This is a genomic window from Williamwhitmania sp. (assembly GCA_035529935.1).
GTDB lineage: Bacteria > Bacteroidota > Bacteroidia > Bacteroidales > Williamwhitmaniaceae > Williamwhitmania.
Map to the genome: position 1 here is coordinate 10,472 of DATKVT010000080.1, position 16,374 is coordinate 26,845.

Sequence of the window (16,374 nt, forward strand, 5' to 3'; positions counted from 1 at the left end):
GGTCATGGCATTTTCCAAAAAGGCGAAGCTGATTCTTTTTGTTGTGGCGCTCATTGCCACAATTTTTCTGGTTAAGGCCGAACGAACTGGGTTCGACAAGTTTTCCAATGATCCCGCATCGTTTTGCCCCGAGTTGCTCACCTATTTTGGAAAGGATCTTCAGCCAGATGATAAAAAGAATCTTGAGGATTTTGTAACTTTTTGGAACACTGGAACCTACCTTACCGACGAGGAGAAGAACCAGGTAATTTCCTTAGCCAACAATTTGTTGGAGAGAAAGGTGTTGGCCATCCCTCACATGTCTGGCTTTCTCCATTCGATTCTCATGTTCGGAAAATCAAACCATGCCAAGGATAGCTTCGATGCTTGGTTGAAAGGATTATCCACCGTTAGTGAGGTTGTTTCAGCCAGCCCTTCGCAGCTGTATCATCTTTTTTTGAACACTCAGGTGCTACTCGATTCTTCTAACGTAATCTACAAAACACTTGGGCATTCCTGGGCGGTTTTTCCTCGTGAATTTAAGTTTGCCTCAGGCCCGGCTTTGGTTGCCAAAGTTTCGAAATCCACACTCCTATGTAAGACAAGGGTCGATACCATTCAGGCGAAAGAAACGGTAGGGAGTCTCAACCTATTAACCGGGATTTGGAGCGGCAGGGGGGGAACGGTTACTTGGGAGAAAAATGGCTATGCCGCTAATGAGGTATATGCCAAGCTGCAACGATATACCGTATTGTTCGATCAAGATGGGTTCAAGGCCGATACGGTTGCCTATTTCAATAAAACCTATTTTCGATCGAGCCTTGAAGGCGAACTTTCAATGAAGATTGAGAATGGAATTGCCGGCGACATAATGACCTATCCGCGATTTAAAACATACCAGCAGCGCTACTCCATCTCCAACCTATACAATAATGTTGACTTTGATGGCGGTATTGAGGTTAAGGGTGCTCGCTTGCTGGGTATTGGTTCGCGAGAGAATCCTGCTGAGGTGATTTTTAAGAGGGTAAATAGTGAGGGAAGGACCTACGATTTTATTAAGGCTGTAACTCGGTCGGTGATTATGAAGAAAGCCGAATTGAGGGCTACCAACGCGCAGGTCACCGTTAGCCTCAATGGTGACTCCCTTTTTCACTCCAACATTGATCTGCTTTACAATGACTCGAAAAAGGAGGCCATGCTTGTCCCCAACAACTTGATGCTCTCCAACAGCCCATACTACGATTCCTACCATAAGCTTTCTATTTCAACAGATCAAATAGAATGGAAGATCGGGAGCAACTCACTAGTGATTTCAGGTGGCTACGGCGCTACTCTTAATAGGGCAAACTTTGAATCGGAAAACTTTTTTAACATCGATTACTTCGATAACCTCATGGGCCGCGACCAGCAGCATCCAGTATTTGCACTGCGCAACTTTGCTCATAGGATGGGTAAAAAGCCACTGACCGCCCAGGCGTTTGCCGTTTTCCTTCATAAAAACATAACTGAAACAAAGATGCTGCTCATGCAGATTGCCCAAATGGGCTATATCTTTTACGATATTGAAAATGAAGAGATTACTTTAACTCCCAAGTTGCGTGAAGCACTTAAGGCCCGTGCGGGACAGATTGACTATGATGTAATTCGGTTTGCCTCCCAAACCAACGGTTCAACCCCAAACGCTACCATCGACCTAAATAGCCTCGATATGAAGATTTCGGGGGTGACCAATATTTCAGTTAGCGATTCACAAAATGTTTACATTGCTCCCCGAGGAGGTGTGATTGTTATGAAGAAAAACCGAAACTTTTCCTTTGATGGGCAAGTGCAGGCCGGATTCTTTACCTTCTTTGGCAATGGGTTTACTTTTAACTATGACGATTTTAAGTTTGAACTCAACAAGGTTGATTCTCTAAATATTGACATTAGAACCAATACACGCGATGCTTTGGGCCGCAGAATGCTTGCGCGCGTGGGCAACACCCTTGAATCTATCTCAGGAAACTTGCTTATTGATCAGCCGAATAATAAGTCTGGATTGAAGTTTAATCCTCAGTACCCAATCTTTCAGAGCACCAAGGAGTCCTACGTTTACTATGATGCTCCAACGATATTCAATGGAGTTTATAATCGGAAGAAGTTTTTTTTCCGACTATACCCATACACCATCGATAGCCTCAATCAGTTTGAAAAAACCGACCTGAAGTTTACTGGCCAATTTGAGTCGGACGATATTTTTCCACCATTTGAGGAGACGTTGGTGGTTCGCCCCGACAACTCACTTGGTTTTGTTCACATCACACCTTCCGAAGGGCTTAGGGCTTACAAGGGGAAGGGTGTATTTTATGAGAAATTAGACATGAGCAATCAGGGGCTGATAGGGAAGGGTGCCCTCACTTACCTTACCTCCCGCACAACCTCTCCCGGATTCTTCTTCTTCCCAGATTCGATGGTGGCAATCACCCATCAGTTTTCACTGGACGAACAACTTTCGGGTATTCAGTTCCCTCAGGTTACCGGTGTGGGTAACAAGCAGAAGTGGTATCCACGGAAGGATACCATGCTTATATACAATGGCGAAAAGCCATTTACCATGTTCGATGGCATGAGCACGCTCACAGGTGATTTGGTCCTCACCCCGATAGGCCTCATCGGTAACGGAACCACCAAGGTTGAAAATGGCCAGCTTGTTGCCAAAAGGTATGCATACGATGCCCGAAAGTTTAAGAGTGATACTACCGATATTAGCATATTTAACCGTGAGCAGGCTTTGGCCTTTACTGCCGATAGCGTAAAGGCAACTGTCGATATGGATAAGCGTGAAGGACGCTTCAGCAAAAATGGAGCCTTTATACAAGCTTCACTGCCGGAGGCAAAGTATACCTCCTTTTTGGATGAGTTGGTTTGGCACATGAACAGCTACGAGCTGTCCATGACCGCCACTCGGCCCATGCCGCTTGAAAAGATCAATATTGTTAAGCGAAATCAAGTAACTCCGAACGATACGGTCTCTACTGGTGCTCTCTTTGTGTCGAATAGGGCCGATCAGGACACCCTTAACTTTGTAGCCCCCATGGCTACCTACAGCATCGATTCGGCTACTATCGCGGCCGAAAAGGTGAAGTATCTGCTCGTGGCCGATGCACAGATAATGCTTGGCGAGGGGCTTGTTAATGTGAAAAGGGGCGGCCTGCTTACCCCTTTCCATAAGGGCGAGATATTTGTTGACAGGCATAGCCACTTCCATCGTATTTACGATGCCGACGTTTCCGTAATTAGAGGAAAGGATTACAAAGCTAGTGGTAAATACGACTACATTGATGCGGATAAGAATGTGGAAACCATTCTTTTTCAGGATGTGAACGTTGACAAATCGAAGATTGAGACATACGCCAAGGCCACCCTTACCGAGCCCGATAGCTTTAAACTGAGTCCACACTTCGACTTTATTGGATCGGTGGATCTTCGTGGACAGAACCACTATCTTGTGTTTTCGGGTGGGGTAAGACCAATACAAGATTGCCCTGGAATTGTTAAAAGTTGGCTTAGGTTCAAAACTCAAATTGATCCCGATAGCGTTGTTATCCCATTCGGAGAGCCGGTGTTCGACGTAAACCAGTCGCTTTTGTACACCGGAACCTATCTTGCATCCGATTCGGTGCATATCTTCCCGGGATTTCTTAGCTATCACAAGTTTTTCATGGGTGAGCCTTTGATTACAGCCTCTGGCTATCTTTACTACATGAAGAAACAGAGCCGGTTTGTGGTCTCTTCTCCCGAGATGTATGGCCATGCCGACAGCACCGGGAATGTAATTACCCTGAACAAGGACTTTTGTATGCTGACAGGACAGGGGAAGTTGAGTTTGGCATCGAAGTTTGGCAGAATGGAGGTGGCGATGGCCGGAACTCATGCCTACAATTTGGAAACCAACAAGGCCAAGTTGGAAGGAATTATGACCATGGAGTTCTACTTTAATCAACCGGCTTTGCAGGCACTGGCCGCTGACCTAAATGCAACGGAGGGGCTTAACCCGGTGGACATGTCGCGCAAGTCATTTGTTTTGGGCCTCCAGAATTTTGTGGGTTATAAGGAGTCGCAGGTACTCCTCAACGAAATAAACCTCTACGGCAAGGTTACCACCATCCCTGAGGCCTTAAACCACACCATTGTGCTTACCGATCTTACCCTTGAATGGAATCAGGATACCAAGTCTTTCGTATCCAAGGGTGATATTGGAATCGGCATGGTGGGCGGTGTGCAGGTGCACAAAAGGGTAAAGGGATATGTGGAGATAACAAAGCGACGCTCCGGCGACCTTTTCACCCTTTACATTGAACCAGCGGAGGGCAAATACTACCTCTTCTCCTATATTCGTGGGACAATGCATACCACCGGTTATTCCGATGCTTTTGTGGTGCCAATTAGGAATGAGAAGTCAGGACAGCGAACCCAAAAGGGTAAGCGTGGAATGCCCCACTACAACTACGTGCTAACCGATAGGAATGTGCTGGGTGCAGCCCGTACGCGTTTTGCTGAAATTCAGCAGGGTGAGGCTCCTGCTAGTCAACCTTCAGGGGAGTAGCCAACAATCTGTCGTCTGGGCCATTCGCCAACTTCTAGGTCTTTAAGCTTATCGCCATCAATGGTGAGGCGTACTGCTGTTCGTACAAGATGAAACCCAGAAAAGCCTGCTGCACCCGGGTTTACAAACAGGAGGTCGTTCTTCTTGTCGTAGATAACCTTGAGGATATGGGAATGCCCCGCCAGAAATATTTTTGGCTTATGCTGCGCTATTAGCTCGCGCGCCTCGGGGGTGTAGCGTCCCGGATAACCACCAATGTGCAGGAAAAGAGTTTTTACTTTCTCTACCTGAAATGACTGGAACAGGGGGTGATCAATTCGAATGTTTTGCCCATCGATATTGCCATACACGGCAAATACCGGAGCAATTTTTTGTAGCTGGTTAATAACCTCCGGTGACCCAACGTCACCGCAGTGCCAAATTTGATCGCAGCTCTCTAAGAACTTGAGCACCTTGTCGTCCACCTGTCCATGCGTGTCCGATAGAATTCCTACCTTAACCATTCGTAATGTTTAGCTAAATTTGTGGCAAGATAACCAATTATCACCATGCATATTTTTTACACCAATCAGATTGTGGGCGATATTGCGACCCTTTCCGAAGAGGAGTCAATCCACTGTGCCCGGGTGCTACGGCTCAACCGTGGCGATAGGGTTAACCTTATCGACGGTGCAGGTGGGTTCTACCTTGGGGAGGTTACCGAGGCCCATCCCAAGCATAGCACGGTAGCTATTGTAGAAACAACCATCGAATATGGCAGGCGACCCTATTCGCTGCATGTGGCCATTGCTCCCACAAAGAACATCGACCGGTATGAGTGGTTTCTGGAGAAGGCGGTGGAGATTGGAATCGACGAAATTACGCCGCTGCTGTGCGACCGTTCCGAGCGCAAGGATGTTAAGCTCGATCGTAGCTTCCGTGTGGTGCTGGCTGCCGCCAAACAGTCGATGCATGCTTACCTGCCCAAGGTTAACCCCATGACCCCATTTAAGCAGCTTATGGCCATGGAGCACAATGGGAGCAGAGCCATTGCTTACTGCGAGGGCGACGCCAGACCGTTGCTTCACCACTGGCTCAGCCCCGGTGCATCGTGTACCGTGCTTGTAGGACCCGAAGGCGACTTTTCTCCCGCTGAGGTTGAGCTGGCCTTTGGTAAGGATTTTACCGCCGTAAGCCTAGGCAATAGCCGCCTACGAACCGAAACTGCCGGGGTGATGGCTGCCGCTGCGCTGAGTTTGTTGAATTGTTAAGGAAAGAAAATTCAGAAGTTAGACGGAAGTTATACAGGAGTTAAAAGAATGGGAAGAAGTTAAACGGAGTTAGAAGAAGTCGTAGCGAAAATTCTGTCATTGACGGATAATGGCAAGGAGTCAAAGAATTTATAAGGAGTTAGAGAATTCAAAGAATTCAACCGATTTTATCCGTATACCATGATGAAACCCTAAACGGGTTTAATGTTATAGCCATGGGCGTTAGCCCATGGAATGGAAGCCCTCAAAAACGAACGGTGCACGTTCCAACGTTTTGCAATAAGGCATACCGTATTATGCACCACAATAGCAAATAGATGTTAGATGAAATGGTTTGCACAATTTTGCGTCTTATATGTATTCAACGTATAAAACGGTTTTGTGTCTGTTGCGCCATTGCGGCAGTCACCAAAATTCCATAGCATCAGTTTATTACAACCGACGGCCTCGTAGAGGCCACACGTTGATAGCAACCGACGGACCAACAGAGCATAGCGCTCCGTAGGTGCGCAACCTAATTAGACATACAAAAAAAGCGAAGCATAACGCTCCGCTTTTTCATTTGAAAGGCAATAGGTGCTATTCCACCTTTTCATTACTATCGTTGGATTCCGTGGCTGGAATTCGCGACCGGCCCGCCTCCTTCAGCGCCTTGTCTATCATCCACTCCAGCTGCCCGTTGGTGCTCCTAAACTCGTCGGCAGCCCACTTCTCAACGGCCTTTAACGTGCTTTCTTCAATTCTGAGAACAAATGCTTTTTTTGCCATATTAGCTGTAAAGTGTTCCGGTGTTTACCACCGGTCTGGCGCTTTCGTCGGAGCAGAGTACCACCATTAGGTTGCTCACCATGGTAGCCTTCTTGTCGTCGTCGAGCTCCAGAATTTTCTTTTCCGATAGCTGATTTAGGGCCAGTTGCACCATGCCTACAGCACCTTCCACAATCTTTTCACGGGCTGCCACAATGGCCGTTGCTTGCTGGCGACGCAGCATGGCACCGGCAATTTCCGATGCGTAGGCAATGTAGTTGATGCGTGCCTCAATAACGTTGATACCGGCAATGTTGAGGCGCTCGCGGAGCTCCGACTCCAGCTGCTCATTCACATCCTCACCACCAGCACGCAGGGTGATTTCGGCGTTCTCGATTTCGAAGTTATCGTAGGGGTAGAGGCCGGCCAGCTTGCGGAGGGCGGCATCGCTCTGCACCACCACAAAGTGCTGGTAGTCGTCCACGTCGAAGGCAGCGCGGTAGGTATCCTCCACCTTCCACACCAGCACCAGGCCTATCATGATGGGGTTGCCCACCTTGTCGTTCACCTTAATGGGCTCGCTGTCGAAGTTCTTGGCGCGAAGCGAAATTTTCTTCTTCACGTTGAGCGGGTTTACCCAGTAGAAGCCGTTCTCCTTAATGGTGCCCACGTAGCGCCCAAAGAAAATGAGCACCCATGACTCGTTGGGGGCATTTACCACAAAACCAATGGTGAAGAAGATGGCCAGGATGATAAACACCACAAATGCAAGCACAATCCCCATAACAAGTCCACCAATAGCTAGTCCAAGGCTGAGTAGCACCACGATAACGCCCACCCATCCTGGGGTTGGCTTAATTGTCTTTTCACTTTTCATCTGTATGCTTTTTAGTTTATGGTTAGTAAGAGTGATATCAATATGATATTAAAACGACTGCAATATAGCGTGCGAAAATGGGTTTGTCAAGTTTTTTCGCTCCTTTTTTGACCAGTGGAGTTGGGCGCTTTTATCGTGGGCATAAAAACAAACCGCAACAATGAAAATTGCATTAATATGTGGGCTTTGTAGGCTCTGGTTTCTCTAGATTTGAATTAATTTTTGAAAATACTTTCTGATTTATTGTTGGATTTGGGAAGAAATGTATAATTTGGGTTGGTTTAAGGATGATTTTGGAAGACATATAAACAAGTTAATCGCGAAATCTTTATACACAACATATGAATAATGAAGATTTAAAGAATTTTAGATTAGCAATTTATCTCTTAAAGGACTCCATAAGAAACTATAAGGAGGCATTAAAAGATAAAGTTAGATACAAGGAGTATGATTTTAATGAGAAAATCAAGGTCAGTGGAAAAGTCTTGATAGGTTTAACAAAGGAAAATGAGCCAGATTGGAGAAGCCTAATACAAGAAGGAATAAAAGACAAGCTTCCACCACTTAATAATTCTTCCAATAGAGCTGTTGTTTTTTTCTTAATTGATGATAGGTACTTTGCTATTCCTTTTGGATATGGAAAACATTTAATTAAGGAAGAAAGTATTGATAGAGAGTTTGGTCTTAAGACCGCATTGAATATTATCAATGCTGATAAGTTGTTGAGTATTGATAAAGCAAACATTGGCGATTTGTCAATACTAACTAAAACTCAAGCTTCTAAAAAAGGTTCACCAGATTATTTTAATATTGATATTTTAAAAGATTTGATTAGGAGTATTACAGGTGAACCAAATGTAGTCTTACCTGGAGAGTTTGGAAGTGTTATTACTGGGAATGAAGGTATCTATATTGCGCCCAAAACTAACATTATAAAAATTCCAGATATATTAAGAAAATTAAAAAAGGAATATCATAAACTTACCTATAAAAAAAGATTTGATTGGATTGATAATATTAAGACTGAAAGAGATCCGTTGATTATAGAAAAACTTAGAGCTGAATTAATCAATGAATTAAAAAGTAGAAATACAAATATTATTCATCTAGCCCCTCCTTTTATAATGGATTGGGAAAAATTTGAAGGAATAACATATACACCCAAAGGAGGAGTGTTTAACGAATTTGATATTAAGGACTTTTATTCTTTGAAAGATAATGATCTAATGGATTTGGATTGGGATAAACTCATGAGGCAAAAAATATTTTTTAAGGAGCCAAATGAAGAAATTGTTGGGTTTAATCTTTGGCGTTTTTTAAATTTTGAAACGGAATATTTAGGTGATAGATATGTGTTCACAATGTCAAATTGGTATCGAGTAGATAACGATTATTATACGTCTATTTATGAGTATTGTAGCAAAATAAGCGAATCAGATACTAATTTTATTGACTGTGATGCAGGTGATGATGAAGGAAGATATAATGTAAAATTATCTAATTCTAACCCCGATTTCATTCTTTTGGATAGGAATCTTGTCCGTTCAGATATATCTCGTTCTGAAATAGAAGCGTGTGATGTGTTCACAAAACACAATGAATTTATTCATATCAAATTTAGGAGTAGTTCTTCAACTTTGAGTCATTTATTTGCTCAAGGTAGAATTTCTTCTAATTCATTGAGAAGGGATAGAACTTATAGAAAAAACTTGAGAACAAAAGTTAGATCACTTGGCTTCAGCAATAATTTAATTGCGTTGGATGATAAAAACTTTAATCCAAATGACTATACAATAACATTTGCAGTAATTGAAAAGAAAACACGAAAATTTGTTGATTCGTTACCCTTTTTTAGTTTGGTTAATTTTAGGCTAACTGCGGAAGAGTTAATGGTAATGGGTTTTAAATTACGAGTTAAAAAAATCTTGTTGAAATAACAACCTCAACTACGTATACTTGGGCAGGTAACTTATTGGGGCGGTTGGGTTTTTTACTCAACATCATGTTCAGTTTAACTTGTTAGGGAAGTGCTCCGAAGTTCGTTATTATTTATTCGAATGATTGTTATATGTCAAGACATTTACGGACTATAATAAATGTGAAATGGAGATTAGAACAAAAATTTGGAATTTCTTGAACGATTCAAAAACAAATGAATGTTTCTCATCATTAATTTTGAAGCATTATCAAAAATTAGATTTGAGTTTGAATTTGTTTTTAGTATTTACAACTACTTCAAGTGTTGCTGCATGGGCTATTTGGAAAGAGTTTCCTTTACTTTGGGCACTTATTATAGCAATTAGTCAAGTTATAACAATTGCAAAACCATATTTCCTTTTCCCAAAATATATTAAAGTTTTTTACGAAAAAAACATTCTTTGGCAACAACTTTCTTTAGAATTAGAGGAATTATGGCATAATACAAATTATTCAATTATTGATGAACCAGAGGCAAGCAGAATTTATTTTGAATTAAGAAAAAAGTGCATTATTTTCGATAAGGTGCCTGAAGACATTATCTTTTTTGATTTCAAAAACTTTCAAACCGAGGCTGAAAAACAATGTAATTACTACACACAAAAAATTAACTGATTATGAAAAATAAAACTACAACACCAAGACCAACATCTCCACAGAATCCTCCGTTACCAAAACCATCTACCCCTTCTCCTGGGACGAAAAGTTTTCCTGGACACAGTAACCCGCCACCTCCACCACCGTCACCGCCACCTAAGAAATGAAAATAGTTGCGGTTAAAACTATCTGGCAATAAGTGATTGCGGACAGGTGCTAACTGATATTGCCTTTGTAGTTGGAGCGGACTTAAGTCCATTCCAACTGTGCTCGCCAAGTTGGCTGAATACGCCATTGATTGATTCTTAATAGTTGCGCCCATTAGTCTTTCCTTCGCAAATATTCATTCCTCCAATCATTCCAAAAACCTTACGATGCGGTAAAATATTCCTACCCTGTTTACTGTAAGCTTGCCTATCAGCGCTTCAGCCCCTTGCGCTTAGAGCGCTATTATTTGATTTCATGGAATCTCTTGCTGCACCGGGTTGTCCTCCTTTTGTTTTCGTTTCGGGAATTGCTAATCCACCGACGAGGTCAATGCCGCTGGGTTTACCTTTTTTGTAGCTAGAAAAGTATTTTTTGCCAACGGGTTCCCGTTGGGCAAAATGTACTAATACATCAACGTATTTGGCTACCTGTTGGGCTTACAGTATGGGTATTTTGCTTTTTTCTTCAACACGCTGCGCTAGGGTCTTCCCAAGCGGTGTAAGTAATGCGGTATTTTGGAATTGGGATAGTGGGTTAATACAGTAGAGGTGCACAGCTGTGCCTCTATACATCGGTTGATATTCTTCTAATCCCGCTGTTGCGGGATCTTCGCTTTGCGCGACTTCTTATCACTTCTCTGTTCCTTTATAACTTCCTTTATAAATTCTTAATGTCCGCTTAGCTTGATGGTGGCATGCTAGAAATACATTTGTCCTTCAGTAAAATGCGGTTCGATCAAAATACGGAAGAGTGTAATTTGGTGAAAAAGACGTACATTCGCTGTCCCTGATAATGAACCAAAAACCTAATAAACCAATTTCAATTCTTTCAATCATGGACAAATCAACCGAAAACGTAACAGTTATAGCTGGCGTTATTAACGACATTTTAAAAAATTACCAAGACAAAAGGCAGGATTATGTGGAGCTGTTTAACCTTGCCAACGGTTATGATTTTACAAAGCCCACCAATAAAATTCCTCTTCAGGTCTACATTGATATGTGCGACTGGATTGAGAACAAGCTGGGAAAATTCAACCTCATTAGAATTGGGCGAAATATTGGAGAATCTACCTACGAAATGATGCTCACCAAAAAGTTGATCGTTGGAAAGCCCACACCTCTTGATACTATGAATGCTCTTATTATTACTGCTCAGCAGGGCGTTCAGGATCCTAAAAAGCGCGGTTGGGAAATAGTAAGCCACACCGACAAATCCATTCTCATGCGAAAGACCCAGAACTTTAATGCGGTTCTTCAGATTGGTTTGCTCGATGCTCTTATTCGGAAAACGGGTGTGTCGGGAGTAAGGGTTGATCTTAATAGCGAGGTAAGAATAGGAGCGGAGTACGATCAATACCTAATTTCTTGGTTATAGTCCATCGGCCCGGCTAACATGCCTTGATGCTGAATACGACATTTGGTAATTTTAACCATCATGGTTGACGATATTCGATGTTAATGCAGTAGAGACGCACAACCCGTGCGTCTCTACAATTTTTCTTATTATTTAACATCCAGATAACTCCCGTATTACTTCCGAATAGCTTCCGATTTACTTCTTTTTTTCTTTTTCTTCTTCTTCAGATAAAGTGTGAACATGTAGCCCAGCGCTAAAAGCAGAATGAGGCTCACTACCATTCTCCGTGCCAGCATCGATTGGTTTTGTTTTAGGCAGAAGGAGAGGAAGTTTTGGTTGGAAGAGTGGAAAACGGGCATGGTTCGCCAGCTCCATTTACCAATAATGGTTCCGTTGTATATCAGCAGCAATCCCGGATTTGACCTCACAATGGTTTTTAGCAGCACCTCATCGCCCTGGGTAACAGTAACGGGTAATTCCATCTGCTCCTCAAAGCTCTTAATCTTGTCCCAATCGGATGAGGTGGTTACGAGAAATTTGTGGCCGTTGGCGAGGCAGTAACCGTCGAGGTAGCGGAGGTATTTTATTCGGCTAAGGTTGGCATTCTCCAGCTTGGGCGCAACCAGCAGAAAGGTGTAGCCAGTTCCGTTAACAACGAGATCGGAAACATCGGTGCCATTCTCATCGAGCAGCGAAAAACTGATAATGGATGGGGTATAGCCCTTCTTAACCAAAACCGATTTGCTATCCACAAACTTCCATGTAGTATCCTTCCAAGGGTAGTTGGATTCGTCGAAGGTTTTTTTCACGCCATCCTTTTCGTAAACCAAGGTGGTTTTGTAAATATCCGTGGGGGCACCTTGTGGAGTATCCATTGCCTCTTTCAGATTAACGCCAACCCTAAATGGTCGAAAATCGATGGGTGGGAGGTAGGCCAAGGAGATGATGGAAACCATGATGGCAGCGAGTGCCAGTATTCCTACGGTAATCCAACTGTTTATTGTTCTTTTGAATCGCTCCTTAATGGCATTTCGCTGCCAGAAAATGAGATAGGTTATGGGTAGGAATATCAGATTTTTGAAGAATGTTTCCCAGTTGGTAAGGATAAGGGCATCGCCAAAGCAGCCGCAGTCCGATACCGGATTGTAGAGAGCCAGAATAAAGGTGAGCACGGTAAAGAATGCCATAAAAATAAAGGCAGCCCAAGCGGCCAGCTTCACCCTTACCTTAAATAGTAGCGCAAGGCCAATGAGCATCTCTGCCGACGAAAGCAAAATGGATAGGGGTGTGGCTATGGGGTTAAGAAAAGTGAGGTGAAATGCCTCGAAGTAGTCCACCAGCTTGTAGGTGGTTCCCAGCGGATCGATGCCCTTTACAAAACCTGAAAAAATGAAAAGAGCAGCTATAAGGAGAGTTGCCACTCGAATTGCAATGCTTATAATTTTTTTCATAGTGCTATTGCTTTCAATTTCTTTTGCAGCAAACGCTGCGGTGTTGGTTGGTAGTATGCTAATTATGACATTTTTCAAGCAGCACTCGCAGCTTAAGCAATGCCATGCCGTTCCATCTCTTTGGTAATTCGGCCGAAGATGTTTTCCGGTGTATCAATGGTTCCCTCTGCGTTGGCGCAGCTAACCAGGTCGATATTCATCCGTAGCCGGCACATGTCGAGGTATTCCTCGCGCACCTGCTCTTGAAAGGATATGCTTGCCTCGTGAATGTCTGCCTTTCCCATGAGGTAGTCGCGGTCGGGACCACTGCGCTGCTCGGCCAACTTTTTTTCCGTAAAGCTGAGGGGAACATCGAGGAAGAGGTTTACGTCGGCTTTTGGAATATTGAAGTAGCCAAATTCCATGTCGAAAATCCAGTTGCGGAGCTTTTCGCGCGCCTCTTTGGATTCCAGTTTAGCGCACTGAAATGCAATGTTGGAGTACACGTAACGGTCGAGGATTACTGCTTTCCCCTCATTGAGCCATCCTCGAATGGTTTCGGCGGCATTGTGCCTGTCTCCGGCATAAATCAATGCTATGAGGTAGGGATTTACGATCTCCAGATTACCCAAATCGCCACGAAGAAAGCGTGCGATGAGCTCACCAAAAAGGGGGGAGTCGGTGCAGGGAAAGTGCATAAACTCACACTCTATTCCTTTGGCGTGAATGTATTCTTTGAGCAAATTAACCTGAGTCGATTTGCCTGCACCGTCGAGTCCTTCGAATACTATAAGCATGGATAAAGCTGTTTTTTCGAAAAAAAACTTCGGTAGTTATAGCCGAAGCATTATGTTTGTTAATTTTGAAGCAGCAATGAAAATTGATGCAAGATAGTAAAAATGGAAAATAGTGCCTCTTTGTTCCTTAAAAAAGCCACAATATCATGTGGCGGAAAGCTTCTGGATTTGAGTAATCCCGTGGTAATGGGCATAGTGAATATTACCCCCGATTCCTTTTATGGCGATAGCCGATCGCTATCGGTTGATGAGGCTAGGGCAAAGGTAGAACAGATGCTCGAGGCGGGTGCTACCATTATCGATGTTGGGGCATACTCAAGCCGACCCGGAGCCAAACAGGTAAACCTAAAGGAGGAGATAGAGCGGCTTACTCCTGCTTTTAAAACCTTGCGTAAAGATTTTCCTGACACTATTTTTTCTGTTGATACCTACCGTTCCGAGGTGGCCAGTAATATGGTGGAGGAGTTTGGCGTTAACATTGTAAACGATATCTCGGGCGGCGAGCTCGATGGTAAGATGTTTGAGACAGTAGCCCGGCTGCACGTTCCGTATGTGCTGATGCACATGATGGGAAGTCCCGAAACGATGCAGCTAAATCCCGTTTACGATAATGTGGAGCGGGAACTTTTCCTCTACTTCTCCGAAAAGTTAAAGCAACTTAACTTGCTAGGCGTAAACGATGTAATTCTTGATCCCGGTTTTGGCTTTGGAAAAACGATTGACCATAACTTTGAATTGCTGGCTAGGCTGAATGATTTCCGAGTTTTTGATTTACCTATACTTGCAGGATTTTCACGAAAATCGATGATTTACAAGCTAATTGAAACCACACCCGAGGGTGCCCTTAACGGCACTACGGTGCTGAATACCATTGCTTTGCTTAAGGGTGTTTCCATTCTCAGGGTACACGATGTAAAGGAGGCTATGGAGACCATCAAAATAATGGAGCAGTATAAAAAGTATAGAAACTTCTAACCATGGTAGAGTTCGCTTTTATCACCGTCCGCTTTCTCGACGTTATCGACATAGTTTTGGTGGCGCTGCTGTTCTATCAGATTTATATGCTCATTAGGGGCACTGCTGCCATAAATATTTTTGTTGGTGTTTTTGTGCTGTACGTGGTATGGCTCATTGTAAAGGCGCTGAACATGGAGTTGCTCAGCTCCATTCTGGGACAGGTTATTGGACTCGGTGTAATTGCGTTGCTAATTGTATTTCAACAGGAGATACGGCGTTTTCTACTCTTTATCGGCAACCGCTACTTCTCGCGCTACAACTTTTCCATCGAGAAGCTATTCTTTCCAGGCCGAAACTTGGAGGAGCGGAAGTTCAACATAGAGGCGGTGGTGAAGGCGGCTCGGAATATGGCCGAAACTAAGACTGGTGCGCTCATTGTAATTGCCCGACAATCGGGGTTGGAACTCTACTCCGAAACGGGTGACCGAATTGATGCAGAGCTGAACCCAAGATTACTGGAGAATATTTTCTTCAAGAACAGCCCCCTTCACGATGGTGCCGTAATAATACTCAACAATAGAATCCACGCTGCGCGCTGCGTGCTTCCGGTTACCGAGAGTTTAAATGTGCCTGCCAACTATGGAATGCGTCACCGGGCAGCGCTGGGCCTTACGGAGCATACCGATGCTGTGGTGGTGGTTGTTTCGGAAGAAACGGGCAAGATTTCCTTTGTGAAGGATGGACAGGTAAAGTCTAAACTTTCACCGGCCGAACTTACCGCTGAAATTGAGGCTGCCCTAAGCAGTAACGATTAGCTTTGCTGTTTTTTTCCGTAGAAGAATCGTGATTCGGTGCCGGCTCTCAACCTCCTTATGTTTTTACGGTGGGTAAAGAGGATAAATACGGCAATGGCGCAGGCAAATGCTATAAGGGCAAATGTTTGCTCCTTAAATAGAAATACCACAAATAGCGGAAACGCAACACCCGCCGACATGGAACCGACGCTAACGTAACCCGTTAACAAAAACACAACTGCAAAGATGGCAAATGCGCAAAGTGTAGCTAGGGGGTGGAGACCAACGCTAACGCCCGCTAATGTTGCAACTCCCTTTCCTCCTCTAAAGCCAGCAAAAACTGGAAATACATGTCCAAGAAATGCGCATAGCCCCAAGAATAGCTGAAAGATAACGTAGAGTTCTGAACCTTCAGCAATGCCGGAATACCTTGCTAGGTAGAGCGCAAACCAACCCTTCACCACGTCAATAACAAAAACAGGAATGCCTGCTTTTGCACCCATCACCCTAAAGGTATTGGTGGCCCCAGCATTTCCGCTGCCATGCTCGCGTATGTCGATGCCAAAGAAAACTTTTCCAACCCAAATGGATGTTGGAATTGAGCCGAGAAGATAGGCAGCCAAGAGCGCTTCAACTATGTGCAGTGCTTGCATTTTATACTTTTTAGATGGAGCAAATTTGGGAAAAATATATACCAATTCCACTCTCCCCAAAAATGATGAGCGTTTTCTTTTCTAATTACTTGAACTTGTATGCCAAATGGCTTATATTTCCTAACAGAATGCCACCTCCTCCGGCGCGTTACATTATAGCATTAA

At 43.8% G+C, this 16,374-nt stretch carries 14 protein-coding genes; 7 read left to right on the plus strand and 7 right to left on the minus strand.

The features are described from left to right. The first annotated feature begins 4 nt into the window (after window positions 1-4). A complete protein-coding gene (locus VMW01_06400) occupies window positions 5-4,564 on the plus strand; it encodes a hypothetical protein (GenBank protein ID HUW05871.1) in 4,560 nt (1,519 codons plus the stop codon). Here the strand turns inward: VMW01_06400 and VMW01_06405 are convergent. Then, window positions 4,546-5,067 carry a metallophosphoesterase family protein gene (locus VMW01_06405; GenBank protein ID HUW05872.1) on the minus strand — a complete coding sequence of 174 codons (522 nt, stop codon included), beginning with the start codon at window positions 5,065-5,067 and terminating at the stop codon, window positions 4,546-4,548. The two genes, VMW01_06400 and VMW01_06405, sit on opposite strands and share 19 nt — an antisense overlap. 45 nt (window positions 5,068-5,112) lie before the next feature. On the opposite strand from VMW01_06405, the gene VMW01_06410 reads away from it, so the two are divergent. Continuing rightward, window positions 5,113-5,814 (plus strand): 16S rRNA (uracil(1498)-N(3))-methyltransferase, encoded by a 702-nt coding sequence (locus tag VMW01_06410; GenBank protein HUW05873.1) that lies wholly within the window; start codon window positions 5,113-5,115, stop codon window positions 5,812-5,814. 579 nt (window positions 5,815-6,393) lie between these two features. On the opposite strand, the gene VMW01_06415 is transcribed toward VMW01_06410, so the two are convergent. Both VMW01_06415 and VMW01_06420 read right to left on the minus strand, forming a co-directional pair. Beyond that, window positions 6,394-6,582: a hypothetical protein gene (locus VMW01_06415; GenBank protein HUW05874.1), complete on the minus strand. Its 189-nt coding sequence runs from the start codon at window positions 6,580-6,582 to the stop codon at window positions 6,394-6,396. Between the two features lies 1 nt (window position 6,583). Next, complete coding sequence (locus tag VMW01_06420) at window positions 6,584-7,438, minus strand: SPFH domain-containing protein (protein HUW05875.1); 855 nt, start codon at window positions 7,436-7,438, stop codon at window positions 6,584-6,586. Between the two features lie 341 nt (window positions 7,439-7,779). Between VMW01_06420 and VMW01_06425 the strand changes: the two genes are divergently transcribed. Both VMW01_06425 and VMW01_06430 read left to right on the plus strand, forming a co-directional pair. Further along, window positions 7,780-9,375, plus strand: a complete 1,596-nt coding sequence (locus VMW01_06425) for a DUF6119 family protein (protein HUW05876.1) — start codon at window positions 7,780-7,782, stop codon at window positions 9,373-9,375. A 166-nt stretch (window positions 9,376-9,541) separates the two neighbouring features. Beyond that, the gene (locus VMW01_06430) at window positions 9,542-10,030 is read left to right on the plus strand and encodes a hypothetical protein (protein HUW05877.1); all 489 of its coding nucleotides are present in this window, start codon (window positions 9,542-9,544) and stop codon (window positions 10,028-10,030) included. On the opposite strand, the gene VMW01_06435 is transcribed toward VMW01_06430, so the two are convergent. Next, window positions 10,023-10,334 carry a hypothetical protein gene (locus VMW01_06435; GenBank protein ID HUW05878.1) on the minus strand — a complete coding sequence of 104 codons (312 nt, stop codon included), beginning with the start codon at window positions 10,332-10,334 and terminating at the stop codon, window positions 10,023-10,025. The two genes, VMW01_06430 and VMW01_06435, sit on opposite strands and share 8 nt — an antisense overlap. A 719-nt stretch (window positions 10,335-11,053) precedes the next feature. Here VMW01_06435 and VMW01_06440 point away from each other — a divergent pair. After that, on the plus strand, window positions 11,054-11,596 hold the full coding sequence (locus VMW01_06440) for a hypothetical protein (GenBank protein ID HUW05879.1): 543 nt from the start codon (window positions 11,054-11,056) through the stop codon (window positions 11,594-11,596). Window positions 11,597-11,751: 155 nt separating this feature from the next. On the opposite strand, the gene VMW01_06445 is transcribed toward VMW01_06440, so the two are convergent. Together VMW01_06445 and VMW01_06450 are read right to left on the minus strand one after the other, a co-directional pair. Further along, window positions 11,752-13,029 (minus strand): BT_3928 family protein, encoded by a 1,278-nt coding sequence (locus VMW01_06445; protein ID HUW05880.1) that lies wholly within the window; start codon window positions 13,027-13,029, stop codon window positions 11,752-11,754. Window positions 13,030-13,121: 92 nt separating this feature from the next. Continuing rightward, entirely contained in the window at window positions 13,122-13,805 is a 684-nt protein-coding gene (locus VMW01_06450; protein HUW05881.1) for a hypothetical protein, read from the minus strand. Between the two features lie 186 nt (window positions 13,806-13,991). Between VMW01_06450 and folP the strand changes: the two genes are divergently transcribed. Beyond that, the gene (gene folP / locus VMW01_06455; GenBank protein HUW05882.1) at window positions 13,992-14,780 is read left to right on the plus strand and encodes a dihydropteroate synthase; all 789 of its coding nucleotides are present in this window, start codon (window positions 13,992-13,994) and stop codon (window positions 14,778-14,780) included. A gap of 2 nt (window positions 14,781-14,782) precedes the next feature. Beyond that, a complete protein-coding gene (cdaA, locus tag VMW01_06460; GenBank protein HUW05883.1) occupies window positions 14,783-15,577 on the plus strand; it encodes a diadenylate cyclase CdaA in 795 nt (264 codons plus the stop codon). On the opposite strand, the gene plsY is transcribed toward cdaA, so the two are convergent. After that, the gene (gene plsY, locus VMW01_06465; GenBank protein ID HUW05884.1) at window positions 15,574-16,209 is read right to left on the minus strand and encodes a glycerol-3-phosphate 1-O-acyltransferase PlsY; all 636 of its coding nucleotides are present in this window, start codon (window positions 16,207-16,209) and stop codon (window positions 15,574-15,576) included. The genes cdaA and plsY overlap by 4 nt on opposite strands. Window positions 16,210-16,374 lie beyond the last annotated feature (165 nt).

Bases quoted from the DNA above. Each gene is read 5' to 3' on its own strand.
- VMW01_06420 (HUW05875.1), bottom strand. From the start codon at position 7,438: ATGAAAAGTGAAAAGACAATTAAGCCAACCCCAGGATGGGTGGGCGTT.
- VMW01_06400 (HUW05871.1), top strand. From the start codon at position 5: ATGGCATTTTCCAAAAAGGCGAAGCTGATTCTTTTTGTTGTGGCGCTC.
- VMW01_06425 (HUW05876.1), top strand. From the start codon at position 7,780: ATGAATAATGAAGATTTAAAGAATTTTAGATTAGCAATTTATCTCTTA.
- VMW01_06410 (HUW05873.1), top strand. From the start codon at position 5,113: ATGCATATTTTTTACACCAATCAGATTGTGGGCGATATTGCGACCCTT.
- folP (HUW05882.1), top strand. From the start codon at position 13,992: ATGGGCATAGTGAATATTACCCCCGATTCCTTTTATGGCGATAGCCGA.
- VMW01_06405 (HUW05872.1), bottom strand. From the start codon at position 5,067: ATGGTTAAGGTAGGAATTCTATCGGACACGCATGGACAGGTGGACGAC.
- VMW01_06415 (HUW05874.1), bottom strand. From the start codon at position 6,582: ATGGCAAAAAAAGCATTTGTTCTCAGAATTGAAGAAAGCACGTTAAAG.
- VMW01_06440 (HUW05879.1), top strand. From the start codon at position 11,054: ATGGACAAATCAACCGAAAACGTAACAGTTATAGCTGGCGTTATTAAC.
- VMW01_06450 (HUW05881.1), bottom strand. From the start codon at position 13,805: ATGCTTATAGTATTCGAAGGACTCGACGGTGCAGGCAAATCGACTCAG.
- VMW01_06445 (HUW05880.1), bottom strand. From the start codon at position 13,029: ATGAAAAAAATTATAAGCATTGCAATTCGAGTGGCAACTCTCCTTATA.
- VMW01_06430 (HUW05877.1), top strand. From the start codon at position 9,542: ATGGAGATTAGAACAAAAATTTGGAATTTCTTGAACGATTCAAAAACA.
- plsY (HUW05884.1), bottom strand. From the start codon at position 16,209: ATGCAAGCACTGCACATAGTTGAAGCGCTCTTGGCTGCCTATCTTCTC.
- VMW01_06435 (HUW05878.1), bottom strand. From the start codon at position 10,334: ATGGGCGCAACTATTAAGAATCAATCAATGGCGTATTCAGCCAACTTG.
- cdaA (HUW05883.1), top strand. From the start codon at position 14,783: ATGGTAGAGTTCGCTTTTATCACCGTCCGCTTTCTCGACGTTATCGAC.